This window comes from Chryseobacterium sp. OV279, assembly GCF_900128945.1.
Lineage (GTDB): Bacteria > Bacteroidota > Bacteroidia > Flavobacteriales > Weeksellaceae > Chryseobacterium.
Genome location: NZ_FQUD01000004.1, coordinates 58,632 through 74,935, shown reverse-complemented (window position 1 = coordinate 74,935; position 16,304 = coordinate 58,632). Strand labels below are relative to the sequence as shown.

The following is a 16,304-nucleotide window of genomic DNA, read 5'->3' as shown; positions in this document are numbered from 1 at the left end:
TGAAATTTATGCGTAAATTTTATCTATATTAAATTTGGAAAAGCCTCCGCTTCCCGTCATTCCTTTGCCTCCGATCCCAGTTACGATGTAGATATTCGGGGAAGGATTGTGTTCAAAAATATCTTTTGTCTTGCACTGGGAATAGATCCCGAACCATCTCCTCTGAATTTCATAGGTAGGAAGGTCTATAATTTTTTTGGCTTCGTGAATCATGAATTCATCGATTTCCATATTCAGATCGTAGCCAAGATCATCGGCATTTTTAGCATCTGCATATTCGTGGGAGTCGCCCAGAATAATAGATCCGTCAAGTGCCTGCTTGAATAAAATATGAACCCCGTACTTTTTTTCAAAAGATTTGGGATCTTCTGATGCCTTGATTTTCTCAAAAGACGCACATTCACTGAACGATTCATATCTTCTGATGGAAAGCCCGGTCAGAATATTTCCCGGAAGCGAATAAATGCCCTGTGGTTTTGTCTGAAGCATCTGTAGCTTACTCACTTCTAAATCACTTTCATCGAATACTTTAGGGTATAATGTTTTAAACTCATGACCTCCGCAGATCATGATTTTCGATGCTGTAAATTCTGTTCCGTCTGCACTTATGGCGACGCAGTTCTTCCCGTTTTCACCCGTTTCAATAACTGTGGTATTGTAGAAGATCTGAAGTCCCAGTTTTTCCTGCAACAGTTTGTGAAGCTTGACGATCATATCAGCAGAGTCTACCGAAAGTTCCTGCGGGAAAAAAAGTCCTCCTTTGCAGTAATCCGAACGGAGACCGTCAAATTTCTTGATACAGTCGTTTTTAGATAACAGAACGGATTCGTAATCATTATTTCTGTTGATTTCATGCAGCTCTTCAATCAGCTGAATTTCCTCATCATTTGAAGCGATATAAACGGAACCGTTTTTTCTTATGGTAAGATCTGCCTGAGCGTGAAGTTCGTTATAGATGGCCAGACTTTCTCTTCCGTAGTTCTGCCATGTAAGATCCATTCCGGAGGGAACTACCTGTCCGAAATTTCTCACCGTTGCGCCCTGAGGAACGGAATTCCTTTCCAGTATAGCGACCTTAAGACCTCTTTTTAGAGCATGATAGGCGTGGAATGTTCCCAGAATTCCTCCTCCCACAACGATTAAATCAAATTTTGCTGTCATTGTTATTTTAATTTATAAAACTTCGACGGATCGAAATTGATGAATTGATTAGAATTTGAATTCGGTTTTGCCTTTTTTTTGAAAGCTAAAAAAGCAGTAACCGAAAGAACTAGAACGGCGGCTGTAATGATATAATTCAGATGAATATAAAAATTAAGCCACGAAGTCTGCGCAGAACCGAAGTTCTTGTACAGCAGGATCAGGACACTTCCGAGGTAACCGAAAGAGTCCACGGTATAAATCAGAAATCCTACATTTCCTTTGATGTCAAAAGCGGCGATCATCCGGTCAAAATAAATTCCGTTGAAAGGAATATAGCAGATATACATACCAAAACCTGAGATCACCATCCACAGAAAAGGAGATAATGCAGCATTCTGAAACAGATACGTTGATAATCCTACGGTAAGAATGCCTCCAAAAAGGATGTAATGATAGTAGGCAAAAGCTTTTTTATTGTTTTTCACCTTGACCATAAAGCTTAAGATGAGAAGCACCATGATCGCAATCGGAATTTCCGTGAGGGTGAAAATGGAGCTGTCAAAGCTAAAATGCAGACCATCCCAGATCTCGCGGTTGAAATTATCCCTGAAATCCCTTAAAACCGTTAAACAGACATACAGAAAAATAATGCACACAATCGGAATGAAAAACCTGCGGATCAATGCCTTTCTTTCTGCACGGTCCAAAGGCTGTCTTTTGTTTTTAAGCAAAACATCTTCTTCCGTAGGTTTTGGAATTCTCTCTAAAAGAAGAGCGAAAATAATCAGGGGAATGATGAAAACTAATCCGGTGCAGAACGGCATCCAGAATTCTGAAACAGGGAAAGTATCCATGATAGACTTCCCGACCGATTTTGTAAATCCTGAAGAAACCACAAAGCTTGTGCAGAGGAAAAGTCCGATTATTTCTGTCGTTTTCCGGCCTTCAATATAAGAGAATACAATTCCCCAGATCATTCCCAACGGAATCCCATTGATAAACATGAAGACGATATTGTAAGGAGCGGGAACAGCTGCAAACCCCAGTAAGGCAAGCTCGGCCACTCCAATGAACGCCAGCAAATAGACGATCCTTTTTTCAGGTTTCAGCTCTGAAATAAATTTGATCCCGATGAATTTAGAAATGAAATACCCCACCGCCTGAGCAATGATGATCAGGATTTTATAATCAACCCCGAAATAGGCGAGTCCTTCAAAAGAAGCTACCGTAAAAGGTTTCCTGAAACCGTACATGCAGAAGTAAACACCGAAAGCAGCCAGGGCAGCCTTCAGTGTTACTAATGTTTTTTTATTGATACTTTGTGCCATTGATGATGGTTTAGAAGTTCAGTTTTATTCCAAGGTTACATCGTACGCCGTAATATTCTACCTGTTCAGGACGGTCTTCATTCTTTCCGAAATGATAGATCAAAGGTTTGTTCAGGATGTTGTTCACATCGGCATACAACATCAGGTGTTTTGTAAACTGGTAGGATCCTCCGAAATCTAAGCTGCTGTATTTCCCGTAATAAGAATCATTGATATCGTCTTCCGCATATTCTACGGCATATTTTCCTTTGTAATTATAAGCCAGTCTTGCATTGAATCCTTTTTTCTCAAAGAAAACCTGAACATTATACAACTGCTTGGCCTGATAAGGAAGCGCTACTTTTCTTCCGCTTGGTTTTTCCATCTCCGAAGTCATGAACGTCGCATTCAGCTGTGTTCCGAAATACTGAAGAAACCCCGGTAAAAAGTCGAATCTTCTGTTGATTCCAAGTTCAACACCTCCTAGCCATGCTGCATTTCCGTTATTCGGTGCGGTAAACTGTACACCCGTCATTCCATTGTAGTTTCCGATGAAAGAATCCTGGAAAATTGGGTCCGTGATCGATTTATAGAAAACACCTCCGCTTACGATCCCGACATTGGAGAAATAATATTCTCCCATCAGGTCAAAATTCAGTGAATACGTTGGGTTAAGGTTTGGGTTTCCACCTTTGAATTCATTATCAGCTTCACTGTATGTTCCGCCAGGTGTAATATCTCCGAAGTTCGGTCTTGAAAAGGTTCTGGTTGCTGCAAAGCGAAGGTTGGTCTTATCATTCAAAGCATATTTGATGTGGAGCATCGGAAGAACGGCCAGGTATTTTTTGGTGTGCTCAACCGGTGTCAGAACATCCTCAACGACATTGTATCCTTTTACTCTTGTATTGGTATTGGATAATCTGATTCCTCCTAAAATCGTGATCTTGTCACTCAGTTTATACGTTCCCATTCCGTAAGCATCAGCATGTTTCTCAAAAACATCGAAGTTTCTTCCCAATGCTTTGTTGTATTCTAAAGCTTCAGAATCGGTAGGGTTGATCTTCAGATTTCCCTGGTTCTGGATCCAGAACTGATCCATACCTGTGGTAGAAAGCACCGGCCCGAAAGTGTTCCCGATATGGGTATTCATTTCACTTAAATATTTTGGTCCGTTCGCCTGTGTAGTGATGTAGGGAGCGTAATCAGACAGAAGAGGAGCTGTTCCGCCGTTCCAGTTATAGAAAATATCGGAGAATCTGGCATTTCTTTCTTTGTCTCTGTATTTGAATCCGTATTTTAAAGTCAGCTTATCTGATGCATTGATCTCATGATTGAACGCAGCGACGATTTTATCTTTTTCCTCAACAAAGACTTTGTAGAATTCAAGGTCTGTAAATTTCATCTGCGAGGCATCCATTTTAAAGCCCGGATCACTGTAAAACCCAAATAAGGCATCAGGGTTTTTATAATCTAATTTTCCGCCATCTGCTTTCCAGTAAGCTCTCGGTCCGCTTCCGTGGTTGGAAATATAATCAGGATTAATACCTACTCCGGATTGAGTGTATTTAATCACATAATAGGAATTGTTCTGTTTGTCAGGAATGTTCCCGTACTTAAAACGGTTGTCATAATACGATAGATCCCAGTCGATTTTTCCTTTATTTAAAGTATGAACTCCGCCTAAAGATATAGAAGTAAGTTCGGTGATCAGTAAGTTGTGAATGTTCTGAAGTTCCACTCTTGCCGTATTGTTCGCAGAGCTGAATTTATCAAATCTGATTCTGTGCTTGTAGTGCGTCTCATCATCTGAAAGGGTTCCGTACATTCCTTTTACATAGAATGTGTTTTTTGGAGAAAGAACATATTCAAAAGCTGCATTCACACCCGTTGTTTTTCTGACCCCATTGTAATCGCGGAGCTCCATTCTGAAAACACCTTCATCACCACTTCTTCTCGCCTCAAAATTATCTGTTGACCAGTTTCTGATAAAGTGCGCCACATTGAAAAGGTATCCGAATTTTTTATCTTTCGTTCTGCCTCCGTAAAGAAGCCCAAGATTGTAAACGCCTTTGTCAGCTTTTGCATTGTAGCCGCTTCCAATGGTCGCTTTGAACTCTGTTTTCATGGGTGGGGTTTTCGTGATAAAGTTGACTCCACCTCCGATTCCGTCAGCTTCCATATCAGGGGTAAACGACTTGTTCACATGAACATAGGAGATCAGTTCGGTAGGGAAGAAGTCAAATGCGGTTGCTCTGGAAGTGGTTTCTTCCTCTGCAGTAGGCAATCTGTTACCATTAATGGTTGTTGAGGCCCAAAATGGCGGAAGTCCTCTTAAGGAAACAAATCTTCCTTCGCCCTGGTCTCTCTCGATGGAAACGCCCTGAACACGCTGAACGGTTTCGGCTGCATTTCTGTCCGGAAGCTTTCCGATTCCGTCTGATGCGATGACATTGGTAATATTCACCGCGTTTTTCTGAAGGTTTAAAGCTCTAGCTTCTGTATTTTTTAAAGTTCCGGTTACCACAACTTCGTCAATGTTCTTTCTCTGTTGGGATAATTTGACAGCACCTAAGTCTACGGTTTCTCCGGGTTTCACATCTATAGTAAGGTCTGCTGTTTCATAACCGATGTAGCTTATCTGTAAATTATACTGCCCTTCTTTGATATCATTCACTGTGAATTTTCCATCAATATCTGTAGCGGTATTTTTTGATAAACCTTTTATTTTGACCGACGCGCCGGGAAGGGGTTGGCTGTCGTCAAAAACAGTTCCTATAATTAACTGCTTCTGCGCTGACACAAAAAAGATCAAACAGACAAAAGCAAGGGTAAGTAATTTCTCTAATTGGGTCCTCATTTTTACATATATTAAATTTTCACTGCAAATCAAGCTAATAATTTTAATATATATAAATATTTTGTATTAAGTATTGTTTAACAAATCAGGCCAATTTGTTACTTATATTTTACTGTATTTACCTTTTGTAAAATAGAGGATGAAGTGATAATTAATCTCTAAATCCCTTTATTATAGAAGGTTTGGTATTAATTGTTGAAATGTTTCCTCAATAAGAGTTTTAGACAGGGATAGTCCCGTGGGTTAACATAACGTTAATTTTAGAGGTAAACAGAAAACCGGAAAGTTTACTATTTGTAAACTTTTTGTCCGAATAAATAAGACAGCTTACCGAAAATGTGAACATAAAAACGAAACATTTCTACGTGCTAACCGTGTCAAGGTTCAAAACCTTGACACGGTTAATAAGGTTTAAAAATAATGAATTTTAGGCAGTATAAAAATAAAGAACAAGCATAATACAGCTTTCATCGCTGATGCTTACCGGAACGTGCGGGAATTTTCCGTTAAAATAAAGAGAATCGCCTTCTTTTAAGATAATTTCTTCATTATCAATGATATATTTTACTTCACCTTTCAGGATATATTTAAATTCCCAGGCATCAGTGATCACTTTTTCCCTTTTGGAATTGGGTTCAATTGTCAGTAATACGGCTTCAAAACCTAAAGAATGCAGGCTTTTGCTGAAGATATGCATATACTTGAATCCTTCCGCTTCCACTTCTTTTTCGATAACCTGCTGGCTGTCTTTGGGAAGATAAATAAATTTGGCGCTGGATTTTTTTTCCACGCCTTCAAAGAAATAGCTGGCATCGATCTCCAGAGACTGGATCATATCCAACAGGACAGGAAGTGAAGGAATGGTTCTTCCGTTTTCGATCCTGGACACAAGGCCGTTGCTTACATTGGCTTTGGAAGCCAGTTCGTTGATGGTTAAATTATTCTTTTTTCTGATATCCTTCAATCTTTTACCGATACCTATTAAAAAATCATTCATAGTGTTTGCAATTTAACCTAAATTATGTTCCTTCATGAGAGAGTTGAAGAGCAAAGTTAATATTATTCTATATAGCTTTGGTCAACTCCCGGATCAATTCACTGAAAATTGTTATTGAAATTTTTCTCCCGCAAGTGAAGCTGATTCCTCATATTCACTCTTTTTCCCTATTTTTGTGAAATTCCTTATTTCAATGAAAAAGATTATCCTCATCGAAGACGAAACCAGCGTTGTCTCTTTTATAAAGAAAGGACTTCAGGAAAGCGGCTATGAAATTTCCGTGGCTTTTGACGGTCGTACCGGTGTACAGCTGGTACAGGCCAACGATTTCGATCTGGTGGTTCTGGATATTATGCTGCCGGAAATGAATGGTCTGGATGTCTGCAAAGAGATCAGGAAAACCAATCAGCATGTTCCGATTTTGTTTTTGACCGCACTGGGCACTTCTGAGAATATTGTTCTTGGACTGGAAAGCGGAGGGGATGATTATCTGGTCAAGCCTTTTAAATTTATTGAACTCGTGGCGAGGGTAAAATCTCTGCTAAGAAGAAGCAACGGAGTAAGTCCACAGGAAATTGCTGAGCCGGAGCCGGACAATGAGCACGTATTTCAGTTTTCAGATCTGATCGTTAATGATTATACGAAGAAAGTGACGCGCGCCGGAGATGAGATTTCACTGACATCTACAGAATATAAACTTCTGCTGTATTTCCTGAATAATCCTGAAAAAGTAATTTCCAGAGCTGAGATTCTGGATGCGGTTTGGGGCGTTAATTATGAGCTGGGAACCAATGTGGTAGATGTTTACGTGAATTATTTAAGAAAAAAACTGGACAGTCACGATGATAATAAATTGATTCATACCGTGATAGGAATGGGATATGTACTGAAAAAATCTTAATGGATGTTTAATAAAGTTGTTACAAATCAGACCAAAACGATGGTGCTTCTAATGCTGGTATTTACGGCCATCATTCTGCTTTTCAGTGGGTTGGTTTATTTTTCGATTGTCAACTTTTCCCATCAGAGGTTTTATGAACTGCTTAAGATCCGTACAACGACGATTGTTCAGATTGAGAAAAGCAAAGACCACCTTGATCTTCCCGAAAACTATATCCTCAACAGTCTGAATGATGAGGAACTTCCGATGGAAAGGGATTATGTTTTCGCGGTTCCCACAGATTCCAATTTCAAAAAGATTTCACAGGAAGTTCATATTCCGGATTATTTTTTCAAAAGTATTGTCAGAAAAGGGGAGTCCAATTATAATGATAAAGAATTCTACTATATCGGGCAGACCTTTAAATATGATGATAAAGATTATATCGCCATCGCTTCTGCCAAAAACCATTACGTAATCTATTATCTTGGGTTTTTAAAAAGAACACTGATCACCTGTATTGTACTTTCTCTGTTCTTCAGTATGATCTTTTCTTTTTATCTGTCTAAAACTTTATTCAGACCGATTCTTAAAATTACCGGTAAGGTAAAAGAGATCAGTTCCGAGAACCTTCACCTTAGATTGGAAGCTCAGCCTGACAATAAAGAACTGAATGAGCTGGTAGATACGTTCAACGGAATGCTGAACCGTATCGAAACTTCATTTGAAACCCAGAATCACCTGATCGGAAACGTATCTCATGAGCTGAGAACACCTCTGACATCGATTATGGGTGAAGCGGATGTGGCTCTTTCGATCAACAGGACGGCAGATGAATATAAGGATACCTTAGAAATCATTCTCGACGAAGCTGAAAAGCTGGATAAAAAGATCAAAGCCTTACTGATGATCGCTCAAACAGGTTTCGACGGGAAGATCCAGAAAATGGACAAGGTAAGAATCGATCAGCTGCTTTGGGATGTGATCGAAACACTCAGAAAGATCGATTCCAGAAATAATATCTACCTGGATATCAGTATGCTTCCGGATAATCCTAAAAAACTAAAAGTTCAGGGTAATGAGCAACTGCTGCATCTTGCGGTAGCCAATATCATTAACAACGGCTGTAAATATTCTAATTTCCAGCAGGTGAAAGTTTCACTGGGCGCCTCAGATACCGATGTTTATATCATTGTAAAAGATTTCGGGATCGGAATTCCGGAGGTGGAGATGAACAAAATTTACGATCCATTTTTCAGAGCTTCCAATACCAAAAACTACGAAGGCTACGGAATCGGGCTTCCACTGGCAAGAAACATTGTACGGATGCACCAGGGTGAACTGATCGTAAGTTCTCACGAAAACCAGGGAACCACAGTACAGATGCGTTTTCCTAATTTCTACAGTACAAGACCGGAGAGTTAAGGTGCTGGTTAGAGAGTTTGAGAGTCGGAGCGTTTTAGGGTTTGAGGGTGTTGCTTGTTGCTTGTTGCTGGTTATTGAGTTCATATCTATCTGACGTCTGGCATCTTGATTCTTGGTTCTTACAACTAACTTCACCATTCACTTACGAAGCAAAATTCACTATTCACCTTCTTAATCTCAGTCTTACGCTTAAAGTCTCATGTCTGAAATCTGACATCTGATGTCTTTCCCTTTCCCTAATGTTAACGGCCATTAACAATATTCTAATCTCATTTTAATCTCTTTAATCACATTTTAATTCCATTCCAAAGGGCTTCTAATCTTGCCGCTTTAGTTTTGTATCATCAAAATATGACAACAAACCTAAATCTAAAAGATATGACCAAAACAATTTTAATCGCCACGGATTTCTCTCTTGAGTCACTGAATATATTAAAAAAAGTACTGAAAGAGAAAGAAGCTTCGGAAGACCAGAATCAGTATAACATTCTTTTGGTTTCAGGATATGAAGCCGGAGATTCTATCAGAGATCTTCTTTTCAATACGAAAAATACCATTTTCAATAAGATCCGATCTCAGGAGTTCTGTGATGCTTACGGAATCATCAGAAACAAATATCCTCACCTGGTTAATAAGATCATCTGCGATATTTTCACAGGAAGCTTTCAGAGAACTTTCAACAATTACGTGAAAGCAGAGCATATAGAAGAAGCTTACTATTCGCCATCCATTAAAAGTAAGGGCAAAGGAAAATTTGATATTGCCCCTTACATCAAAAAATGCAAAGATCTGAAGGTTCAGGAAATCAAAGTGGAAATGCCTGAGCGACTTCCGGAAAGAGGAAGACTGGCTGAGATCTTTGTAGAAGCCTAACAGAATACATCAACATCATAAAAGAATAAAAAAATGTTAAGAAATTATAGTAACAGCCGAACGTTGGGAGACAATATCAGATTGGGGACGCTGACTGCATTTACTGCAGGTACTATAAATATTGCCTCTCTGTTAATTTTCCTCTCTTTTACGTCCAACGTAACAGGACACTACGCCATATTGGCGGCAGAAATCAGTAAAGGAAACTGGTCACAGGTGGCCGTCGTAGGAGCATGGATCTTCCTGTTCTTCTTCGGAAGCTTTGTGTCAAACTTCATCGTGATCAACTTCAATAAAAAGAGTAAATATTTTGCACACTCTATGCCGATTGTGCTGGAAATCATATGTTTATTGTTTGTCGGGATATACGGACAGTTTTATTATCAGAAAACACTGGAAGAAACAGAATATCTGGTAGCACTGATGCTATTTGCAACGGGGCTTCAGAACGGGCTTACCGCGAGTATCTCCAACTTCTCGGTGAAAACAACCCACCTTACAGGTACTACCACCGACCTTGGAATTTTGCTTTCCATGTTTACGAAAAAGAAATATAGAAAGAGCGGCGAGTTGATGGCAAGAGCAAAACTACTGACGAGTATTATGGCGGCCTATGTTTTAGGAGCAGTATTCTCGGGATTGACGTACTATTATCTTGAATTCAGGGTATTTTATGTGATCAGTTTGTGTCTTTTGATTGTGATCGGGTATGATGCTTATAAAATTCATATCAGACACTTTAATACCAGATACCGTTATAGCAGGATTTATAAAAAACCGAATATGTTGGCTTCTCTGTATGATAAAATACACGGAATTCCAAAAAGAAAAGAAAAAAGAACGCTTGTTTTTGACGAATGAGCCCTAAAGAAATAAAGTAAATATCAGTATTATTTTTGTGTAAACTAGCTGTGAAGCACCCCTTTTCGATGGTAGAGAAGGGGTGTTCTTCTTCGGTTAACGTGCGTTTTTTTAAAGCCTGTTTATTTGACGCAAAGTTCGATTCTAATACCGTACAGTATTAAGGAGAGCAAAGAAGGGAATCAATTTCATTGATTCGATTAAGCGGTGGTATCCGGCAGCTTCATCATCGACGTAGTTGAACTCTTTGCTTTGCTCAAAATTAAGCGCTATCTAAATGAATCTTTGCGTTAAAAAAAAGAACATCCTCCTTTCAATATTTTTTTCCTCCATCAGGGATAAAAATGGAACCGGACAGCAAATTGTGATTAAAATGTTGATAATTAAATTTTAATTCACGGTTTTATTGTTTTAATTCCCGTTTCCATTGACTATTTTTGTAAGTTGATTAAACGTTTTATGTCAGATATTATTCAGCTTTTACCGGATCATGTAGCTAACCAAATTGCGGCAGGAGAAGTGGTGCAGAGACCTGCATCCATTGTGAAAGAACTTTTGGAGAATGCTATTGATGCGGAAGCGTCCAAGATAGAATTGATTATCAGGGATGCGGGAAAAAACCTGATCCAGGTGGTGGACGACGGCAAAGGAATGTCTGAGACCGATGCCCGGATGGCGTTTGAAAGACATGCTACGTCAAAAATCAAAGGAACGGAAGACATCTTTAAGATTTCTACCAAAGGATTCAGAGGTGAGGCACTGGCTTCTATCGCTGCGGTTTCCCAGGTTGAACTGAGAACGAAGCAGAATGATGCGAAGATTGGAACCAATATCTACATTGAAGGTGGGGTGTTCCAGTTTCAGGACCCGATACAAACTGCAGACGGATCTAATTTTCTGGTGAAAAACCTGTTTTACAACGTTCCGGCCAGAAGAAAATTCCTTAAAAATAATAATGTTGAATTCAGACATGTCATCGATGAATTCCAGCGTGTTGCTTTAGCTCATGAAAATCTGGAGTTTTCCCTTTTTCATGATGATGAGGCCGTTTTCAGACTGAGAAAAGGAAGTCAGATGCAGCGTATTGTAGATGTTTTCGGACGTAAACTGCAGCCACAGCTGATTCCTATCAAAGAAGATATTATCTGGTGTAAACTTCACGGGTTTGTGGCCAAACCTGAAGGTGCTAAAAAATCGAGAGGGGAACAGTTTCTTTTCGTTAACGGAAGGTATTTCAGAAGTCCGTATTTTAATAAGGCGGTTCAGGAAGCTTTTGAAGGATTGCTTCTACCTGGATATGTTCCTACATTTTTCCTGTATCTGGAAATGGACCCGGAAAAGATCGATGTAAATATTCATCCACAGAAGACAGAGGTGAAATTTGAAGACGAACACCTTATTTTTGCCCTTCTTCGTTCTACCATCAAAAGATCGCTGGGAATTTATAACGTTTCTCCAAGCCTGGATTTTGATAAAGATCCGGAAATGGACGCGATGATGAATAAGCCTTTTCCAAGCAAAGGAAACAGTGGTGGCGGCGTGATCAAGATGCCGGAAATTATTGTAGACAAAGACTACAACCCCTTTATTGAAGAGAGAAATGTACGTCCAGAAGAAATCCAGAACCTTACGGAAATGTACCATCAGAATATGACAGCAGAACCTTCGAAGATCAATTTATTTGAAGACGAAGATTTCGATGAAGACCTGATGAGGTTGCCGAACGGATACTGGCTGTTCAACAAAGGGGATGTTACCCTGATGCTGGATCTTGGAAGAATGCACAGACTGGTTGTTTCCGAAAACAATAAATCATCAAGGAAAAACAATATCAATGTGAACCCCAACAGCCATGCTTTGCTGTTTTCTCTGGAGTATCATATGAACGAAATTGAGAAGAGTAAATACAATTCTTTCAAAAAATTTCTTCCGGAACTCGGGTTTGACATGAAAATTGCACATGAAAGCGTGCTGAGAATAGATGCACTTCCCGAAGGACTGAAAGAAACCCAGGCTATGAAGTTCCTGGAGAACCTTTTTGAGATCCTGGAATATAAGACTGAGGAGGAATTTATGCAGTTTTATCTCAACCAGTGGAACAAAATGCATTCAAAATCAAGGTTCGATTTTATTTATAAGAAAGATGCGGAACAGGTTATCAAAGATTTTACAGCTTTAGGCTTCCCGGAATTTTTACCGGATGGCAAAAGATGTTTTTATGAAGTTCCATTTAATGATTTTAAAAACAAATTTTAAAAAATGTTTAACAATATACCGCCCATCACAAGGAATATTATCATTATCAATGTGATCGTATTTATTGGGACTTATTTTCTCGGAAATCAGGTCATCGGTTATCTTGCCGGCTTCTATCCTTTTTCTCCGTTTTTCCATTCATGGCAGATCATCACGCATATGTTTATGCATGGAAGTATTATGCATATTTTGTTTAATATGCTGACACTGTATAGTTTCGGACCCATTCTGGAACAGGCGTTGGGGGAAAAGAAATACTTAATCCTCTATTTCTTAAGTGGACTGGGTGCATTTTTCCTTTTTAACTTATGGAATTTTGTTGAAGCTCAGCAGCTGACGAGTGAATTGCAACAGCTTGGATTCAATGTGAATGCTTATCTGTCCGGGGCAAGTGTAGGATTTAGTGGGGATGTAGCATCAGTGCTTAAGCAAAAAGAATTGCTGGAAAGTTTTAAGGCGATTGTGGCCACACCAATGGTCGGTGCTTCAGGAGCAATCTTCGGAGTGGTAGCAGCATTTGCTACTCTTTATCCCGATTCCAAGATCATGATGATGTTTATTCCGATCCCGATAAAGGTTAAATATCTGATGCCTATCGTTATTGTAGTCTCTATATACCTTGGTGTTTCCGGAAACGGAGGCGGTATTGCTCACCTGGCACACGTGGGAGGCGCACTGGTTGGCTGGATTCTGGCAAGGATATGGAAAAAACATCTGTATAGATTCAATTAGAAAAATTCTGTGAAAGTTTTCCGTCTTATCATACTGATCCTGCATCTGGGTATTTTATTCCTGCTGCTGGGTACTTTAATGAACGCGTATGTTCCGCCTAAGATATTTCCGTGGTTCAATCTGCTTTCTTTAGGGTTTCCTGTGCTGGTTATACTTTATGTAATATTCACTATTTTCTGGCTTTTCAGCTGGAAAAAGAGAACTTTTGTCTTTATGCTGGCTGGATTGATCTTTATGGTTCCGGTACAGAGATGGATCAATTTCACTTCCGACAAAAAAGAAAAAGCAGATCTGAAAGTGCTTTCCTTTAATGTTAAAGCCGGTTTGTTGGGTGCTGATGCCGTTAAGGAATATCTGAACAGGTCAGATGCCGACGTAATTATGCTGCAGGAATCAGGAGACAAAATTTCAGTCAAAGGAATGGAGGAAAGCGGTCAGAAAGGAATGCTTGCTACTTTTTCGAAACACAAAATTGTGAGTTCAAAAGAACTGATCAAAGGTGACTATGAAAGTAATAATGTATATGCTGATCAGACAGATATTGAAATTAAAGGAAAAATATACCGGTTTATCAATGTGTATCTGGAGCCTTTTAAATTTGAAAAGGGGATGATCAAAATGGATGGTCTCAAAGAAGAGGATGAAAGGAAGATGAAGAATATCGTTAAAAGACTGATCCCTGTTTTTAAAAAGCACCAGGATCAGGTAAGGATTATCAAAGAAAGCATTGAACAATCACCATATCCTGTTATTCTTGCCGGAGACTTTAATTCTGTTCCCAATTCTTACGAATATTATCACTTGTCTGACGGCCTTGAAGATGCCTTTGTGAAAGCCGGAAAAGGGAGCGCAACCAGCTTCCATGATTACAAATTTCCCATAAGAATTGATTATATTTTTACCTCAAAAACAATACTGCCTGTAAGCTATACTGTGGACCGAACTGTAAAGCTTTCAGACCATTATCCTGTCATAGGAAAATTTTCACTAAATCATTAATAATCATAAAATTAGTTAAAGCTTTCGTGCTTGGTAGGGTTTTTGATGAAGAGAATCGTACCCTAGTCCGTTATTTCATGAAGCCGAGCCAGTTATTACTATTTATTCACATTGTTGTTGCCGTGTTGCTCTTATGCACACTGGGTAACGCATGGATTCCGCCTAACTTTTTAGGCTCTCTAAACCTTCTTTCGCTTGGTTTCCCTTATCTGATTATCGTATATGTTCTGCTTACATTGGTTTGGATTGTTAAACGCAAGAAAATAGCCATAGCATTTTTATTAGGAACATTTCTTTTTTATAACCCTGTAAGACGATGGGTTAATTTCTCCCCAAAAACAGAAAGTTTTAAGTCTATCAGAGATATTAAAGTCATTACATTTAATGTAAAATATGGTGATTTCGGTTGGGATAAAGTGAAAAAATACATCGCTGATCAGGATGCAGATATTATTCTGGTTCAGGAAAAAGACACCAACAGGGCTATCAGAAAGGATATGGTAAAGTATCCTTCAGTGATTCTGAAGACCAAACACAAAATTGTAAGACAGGAGAAGCTGATTGAAGAAAGTGCAAGAGGAAACTCTTTCTATGCTGATGTAGATATCAACGGAAAAATCATAAGAGTGGTGAATGTATATCTGGAGCCTTTCAGACTGCACAAATCCATGCTTAAATTTGATGGTTTTGCCAAAGAAGGCGGGAAGATAGCAAACCTTATTTCTCATATGACACCTACTTTTAAGGCCCATGAAGATCAGATCAGAAAAATCCGTAAAGTAATCGATTTTTCACCTTATCCGGTGATTCTGGCTGGAGATTTCAACTCGGTTCCCAATTCTTATGAATATTATAACTTGGGTAAAGACCTTCAGGATGCATTTCTTACGGTAGGAAACGGGGCGTCAACCAGTTTTCATGATTATAAAGTGCCTCTTAGAATTGACTATATCTTTACTTCAAAGTCTATTGTTCCTCTAAGCTATAAGGTGGACCACTCTGTAAAATTATCGGATCACTATCCTGTAATTGCAGAATTTCTGCTAAATTAGTTCCATGAAAAATTTACTCTCTGCGGTTTTTGTGATACTGCTTTTGCTGTCGGCCTGTTCAAAGAAAGAAACACCGGGTTTTGCAGCAGATGAGCAGGTAAAAATTCATTATGATACCGCTGCTGTCGATTCATTTTCAGCAGGCGCGACATCGGTAGATATTGTTCGCCAGATCAGAATGTCATCACAGAAATACCAGGATTCTATAAAACAGGCTGAAAAACTTCAGAAAGAAGAACAGAAGCTGAAAGAAGAGCTCGAAAAAGAGAACAAAAAGAAACTGGAAGAAGAAAAGAAGAAGACGGATGCAGAGAAAAAACAGAAAACATCAGACACTCCGCCAACCAATGGAGCGAAGACAGAATAAAATTCACCAAATATTAAAAACCTTTTAAAAAAATATACAATATGAAAAAACAAATCTTAGCAGCAGCTGCCATCGCACTATTTGCTGTATCATGCACAAAATCTACAACAAAAACAGAACAGGTTGAAGGAACTGACGGATCGGTAACGACCACTACAACTACCGTTTCTGAAACATCTCCTCACGTAGATACCGCTAAAGTAGACAAGGCGAAGGAAGATGTAAAAGCCAAAGTAGATGCAGCCGGAAACAAAATAGACGAAGCTGCTCAGAAAACGAAAGAAGACCTTAATAAAGCAGGAAAAGACATCAAGGCCGGAGCGAAAGAAGTTGGCCAGGATGTAAAAGATGCTGCTGCAAAAGGCGCTGCAAAAGTGGAAGAGGGAGCGAAGAAACTGAAGGAAGATCTAAAGAAATAATCAAATACTAAAATACAGAAAACGCAGTCAAATTTTGGCTGCGTTTTTTTTATGTGTTGTTTTTAGGGGTTAGGGATGAGGAATTAGGGATTAGGGAAGTGCCCTAATATTTATGTGTGGGCTTCTGTAACTTCCA

14 protein-coding genes are annotated in these 16,304 nt (G+C 39.1%); 10 read left to right on the top strand and 4 right to left on the bottom strand.

Annotated elements, in window-relative coordinates; translation table 11 throughout:
• Positions 1 to 6: 6 nt before the first annotated feature.
• From BUA72_RS17400 to BUA72_RS17385, 4 genes are all read right to left on the bottom strand, one after another.
• The gene (locus BUA72_RS17400) at positions 7 to 1,161 is read right to left on the bottom strand and encodes a TIGR03364 family FAD-dependent oxidoreductase (RefSeq protein ID WP_072924263.1); all 1,155 of its coding nucleotides are present in this window, start codon (positions 1,159 to 1,161) and stop codon (positions 7 to 9) included.
• A 2-nt stretch (positions 1,162 to 1,163) separates the two neighbouring features.
• Positions 1,164 to 2,471 (bottom strand): DUF5690 family protein, encoded by a 1,308-nt coding sequence (locus tag BUA72_RS17395; RefSeq protein WP_072924262.1) that lies wholly within the window; start codon positions 2,469 to 2,471, stop codon positions 1,164 to 1,166.
• A gap of 10 nt (positions 2,472 to 2,481) precedes the next feature.
• Complete coding sequence (locus BUA72_RS17390; protein ID WP_072924260.1) at positions 2,482 to 5,307, bottom strand: TonB-dependent receptor; 2,826 nt, start codon at positions 5,305 to 5,307, stop codon at positions 2,482 to 2,484.
• Between the two features lie 427 nt (positions 5,308 to 5,734).
• Positions 5,735 to 6,304 carry a helix-turn-helix domain-containing protein gene (locus tag BUA72_RS17385; protein ID WP_034724567.1) on the bottom strand — a complete coding sequence of 190 codons (570 nt, stop codon included), beginning with the start codon at positions 6,302 to 6,304 and terminating at the stop codon, positions 5,735 to 5,737.
• A gap of 193 nt (positions 6,305 to 6,497) precedes the next feature.
• Between BUA72_RS17385 and BUA72_RS17380 the strand changes: the two genes are divergently transcribed.
• From BUA72_RS17380 to BUA72_RS17335, 10 genes are all read left to right on the top strand, one after another.
• Entirely contained in the window at positions 6,498 to 7,205 is a 708-nt protein-coding gene (locus BUA72_RS17380; protein WP_072924259.1) for a response regulator transcription factor, read from the top strand.
• Between the two features lie 3 nt (positions 7,206 to 7,208).
• Positions 7,209 to 8,609 carry a sensor histidine kinase gene (locus tag BUA72_RS17375; protein WP_072924257.1) on the top strand — a complete coding sequence of 467 codons (1,401 nt, stop codon included), beginning with the start codon at positions 7,209 to 7,211 and terminating at the stop codon, positions 8,607 to 8,609.
• Between the two features lie 378 nt (positions 8,610 to 8,987).
• The gene (locus BUA72_RS17370) at positions 8,988 to 9,482 is read left to right on the top strand and encodes a hypothetical protein (protein ID WP_047455962.1); all 495 of its coding nucleotides are present in this window, start codon (positions 8,988 to 8,990) and stop codon (positions 9,480 to 9,482) included.
• 33 nt (positions 9,483 to 9,515) lie between these two features.
• Positions 9,516 to 10,343 (top strand): YoaK family protein, encoded by an 828-nt coding sequence (locus tag BUA72_RS17365; RefSeq protein ID WP_034724574.1) that lies wholly within the window; start codon positions 9,516 to 9,518, stop codon positions 10,341 to 10,343.
• Between the two features lie 459 nt (positions 10,344 to 10,802).
• Positions 10,803 to 12,599 carry a DNA mismatch repair endonuclease MutL gene (gene mutL / locus BUA72_RS17360; protein WP_047455943.1) on the top strand — a complete coding sequence of 599 codons (1,797 nt, stop codon included), beginning with the start codon at positions 10,803 to 10,805 and terminating at the stop codon, positions 12,597 to 12,599.
• A 3-nt stretch (positions 12,600 to 12,602) separates the two neighbouring features.
• Positions 12,603 to 13,331, top strand: coding sequence for a rhomboid family intramembrane serine protease (locus BUA72_RS17355; RefSeq protein ID WP_072924255.1), 729 nt, complete (start codon positions 12,603 to 12,605; stop codon positions 13,329 to 13,331).
• A gap of 9 nt (positions 13,332 to 13,340) precedes the next feature.
• Complete coding sequence (locus BUA72_RS17350; RefSeq protein ID WP_072924254.1) at positions 13,341 to 14,330, top strand: endonuclease/exonuclease/phosphatase family protein; 990 nt, start codon at positions 13,341 to 13,343, stop codon at positions 14,328 to 14,330.
• Positions 14,331 to 14,356: 26 nt separating this feature from the next.
• The gene (locus BUA72_RS17345; RefSeq protein WP_228407915.1) at positions 14,357 to 15,382 is read left to right on the top strand and encodes an endonuclease/exonuclease/phosphatase family protein; all 1,026 of its coding nucleotides are present in this window, start codon (positions 14,357 to 14,359) and stop codon (positions 15,380 to 15,382) included.
• 4 nt (positions 15,383 to 15,386) lie between these two features.
• The gene (locus BUA72_RS17340) at positions 15,387 to 15,749 is read left to right on the top strand and encodes a hypothetical protein (RefSeq protein ID WP_072924252.1); all 363 of its coding nucleotides are present in this window, start codon (positions 15,387 to 15,389) and stop codon (positions 15,747 to 15,749) included.
• Positions 15,750 to 15,790: 41 nt separating this feature from the next.
• Positions 15,791 to 16,168, top strand: coding sequence for a hypothetical protein (locus BUA72_RS17335; protein ID WP_047455947.1), 378 nt, complete (start codon positions 15,791 to 15,793; stop codon positions 16,166 to 16,168).
• The last annotated feature ends 136 nt before the right edge of the window (positions 16,169 to 16,304 follow it).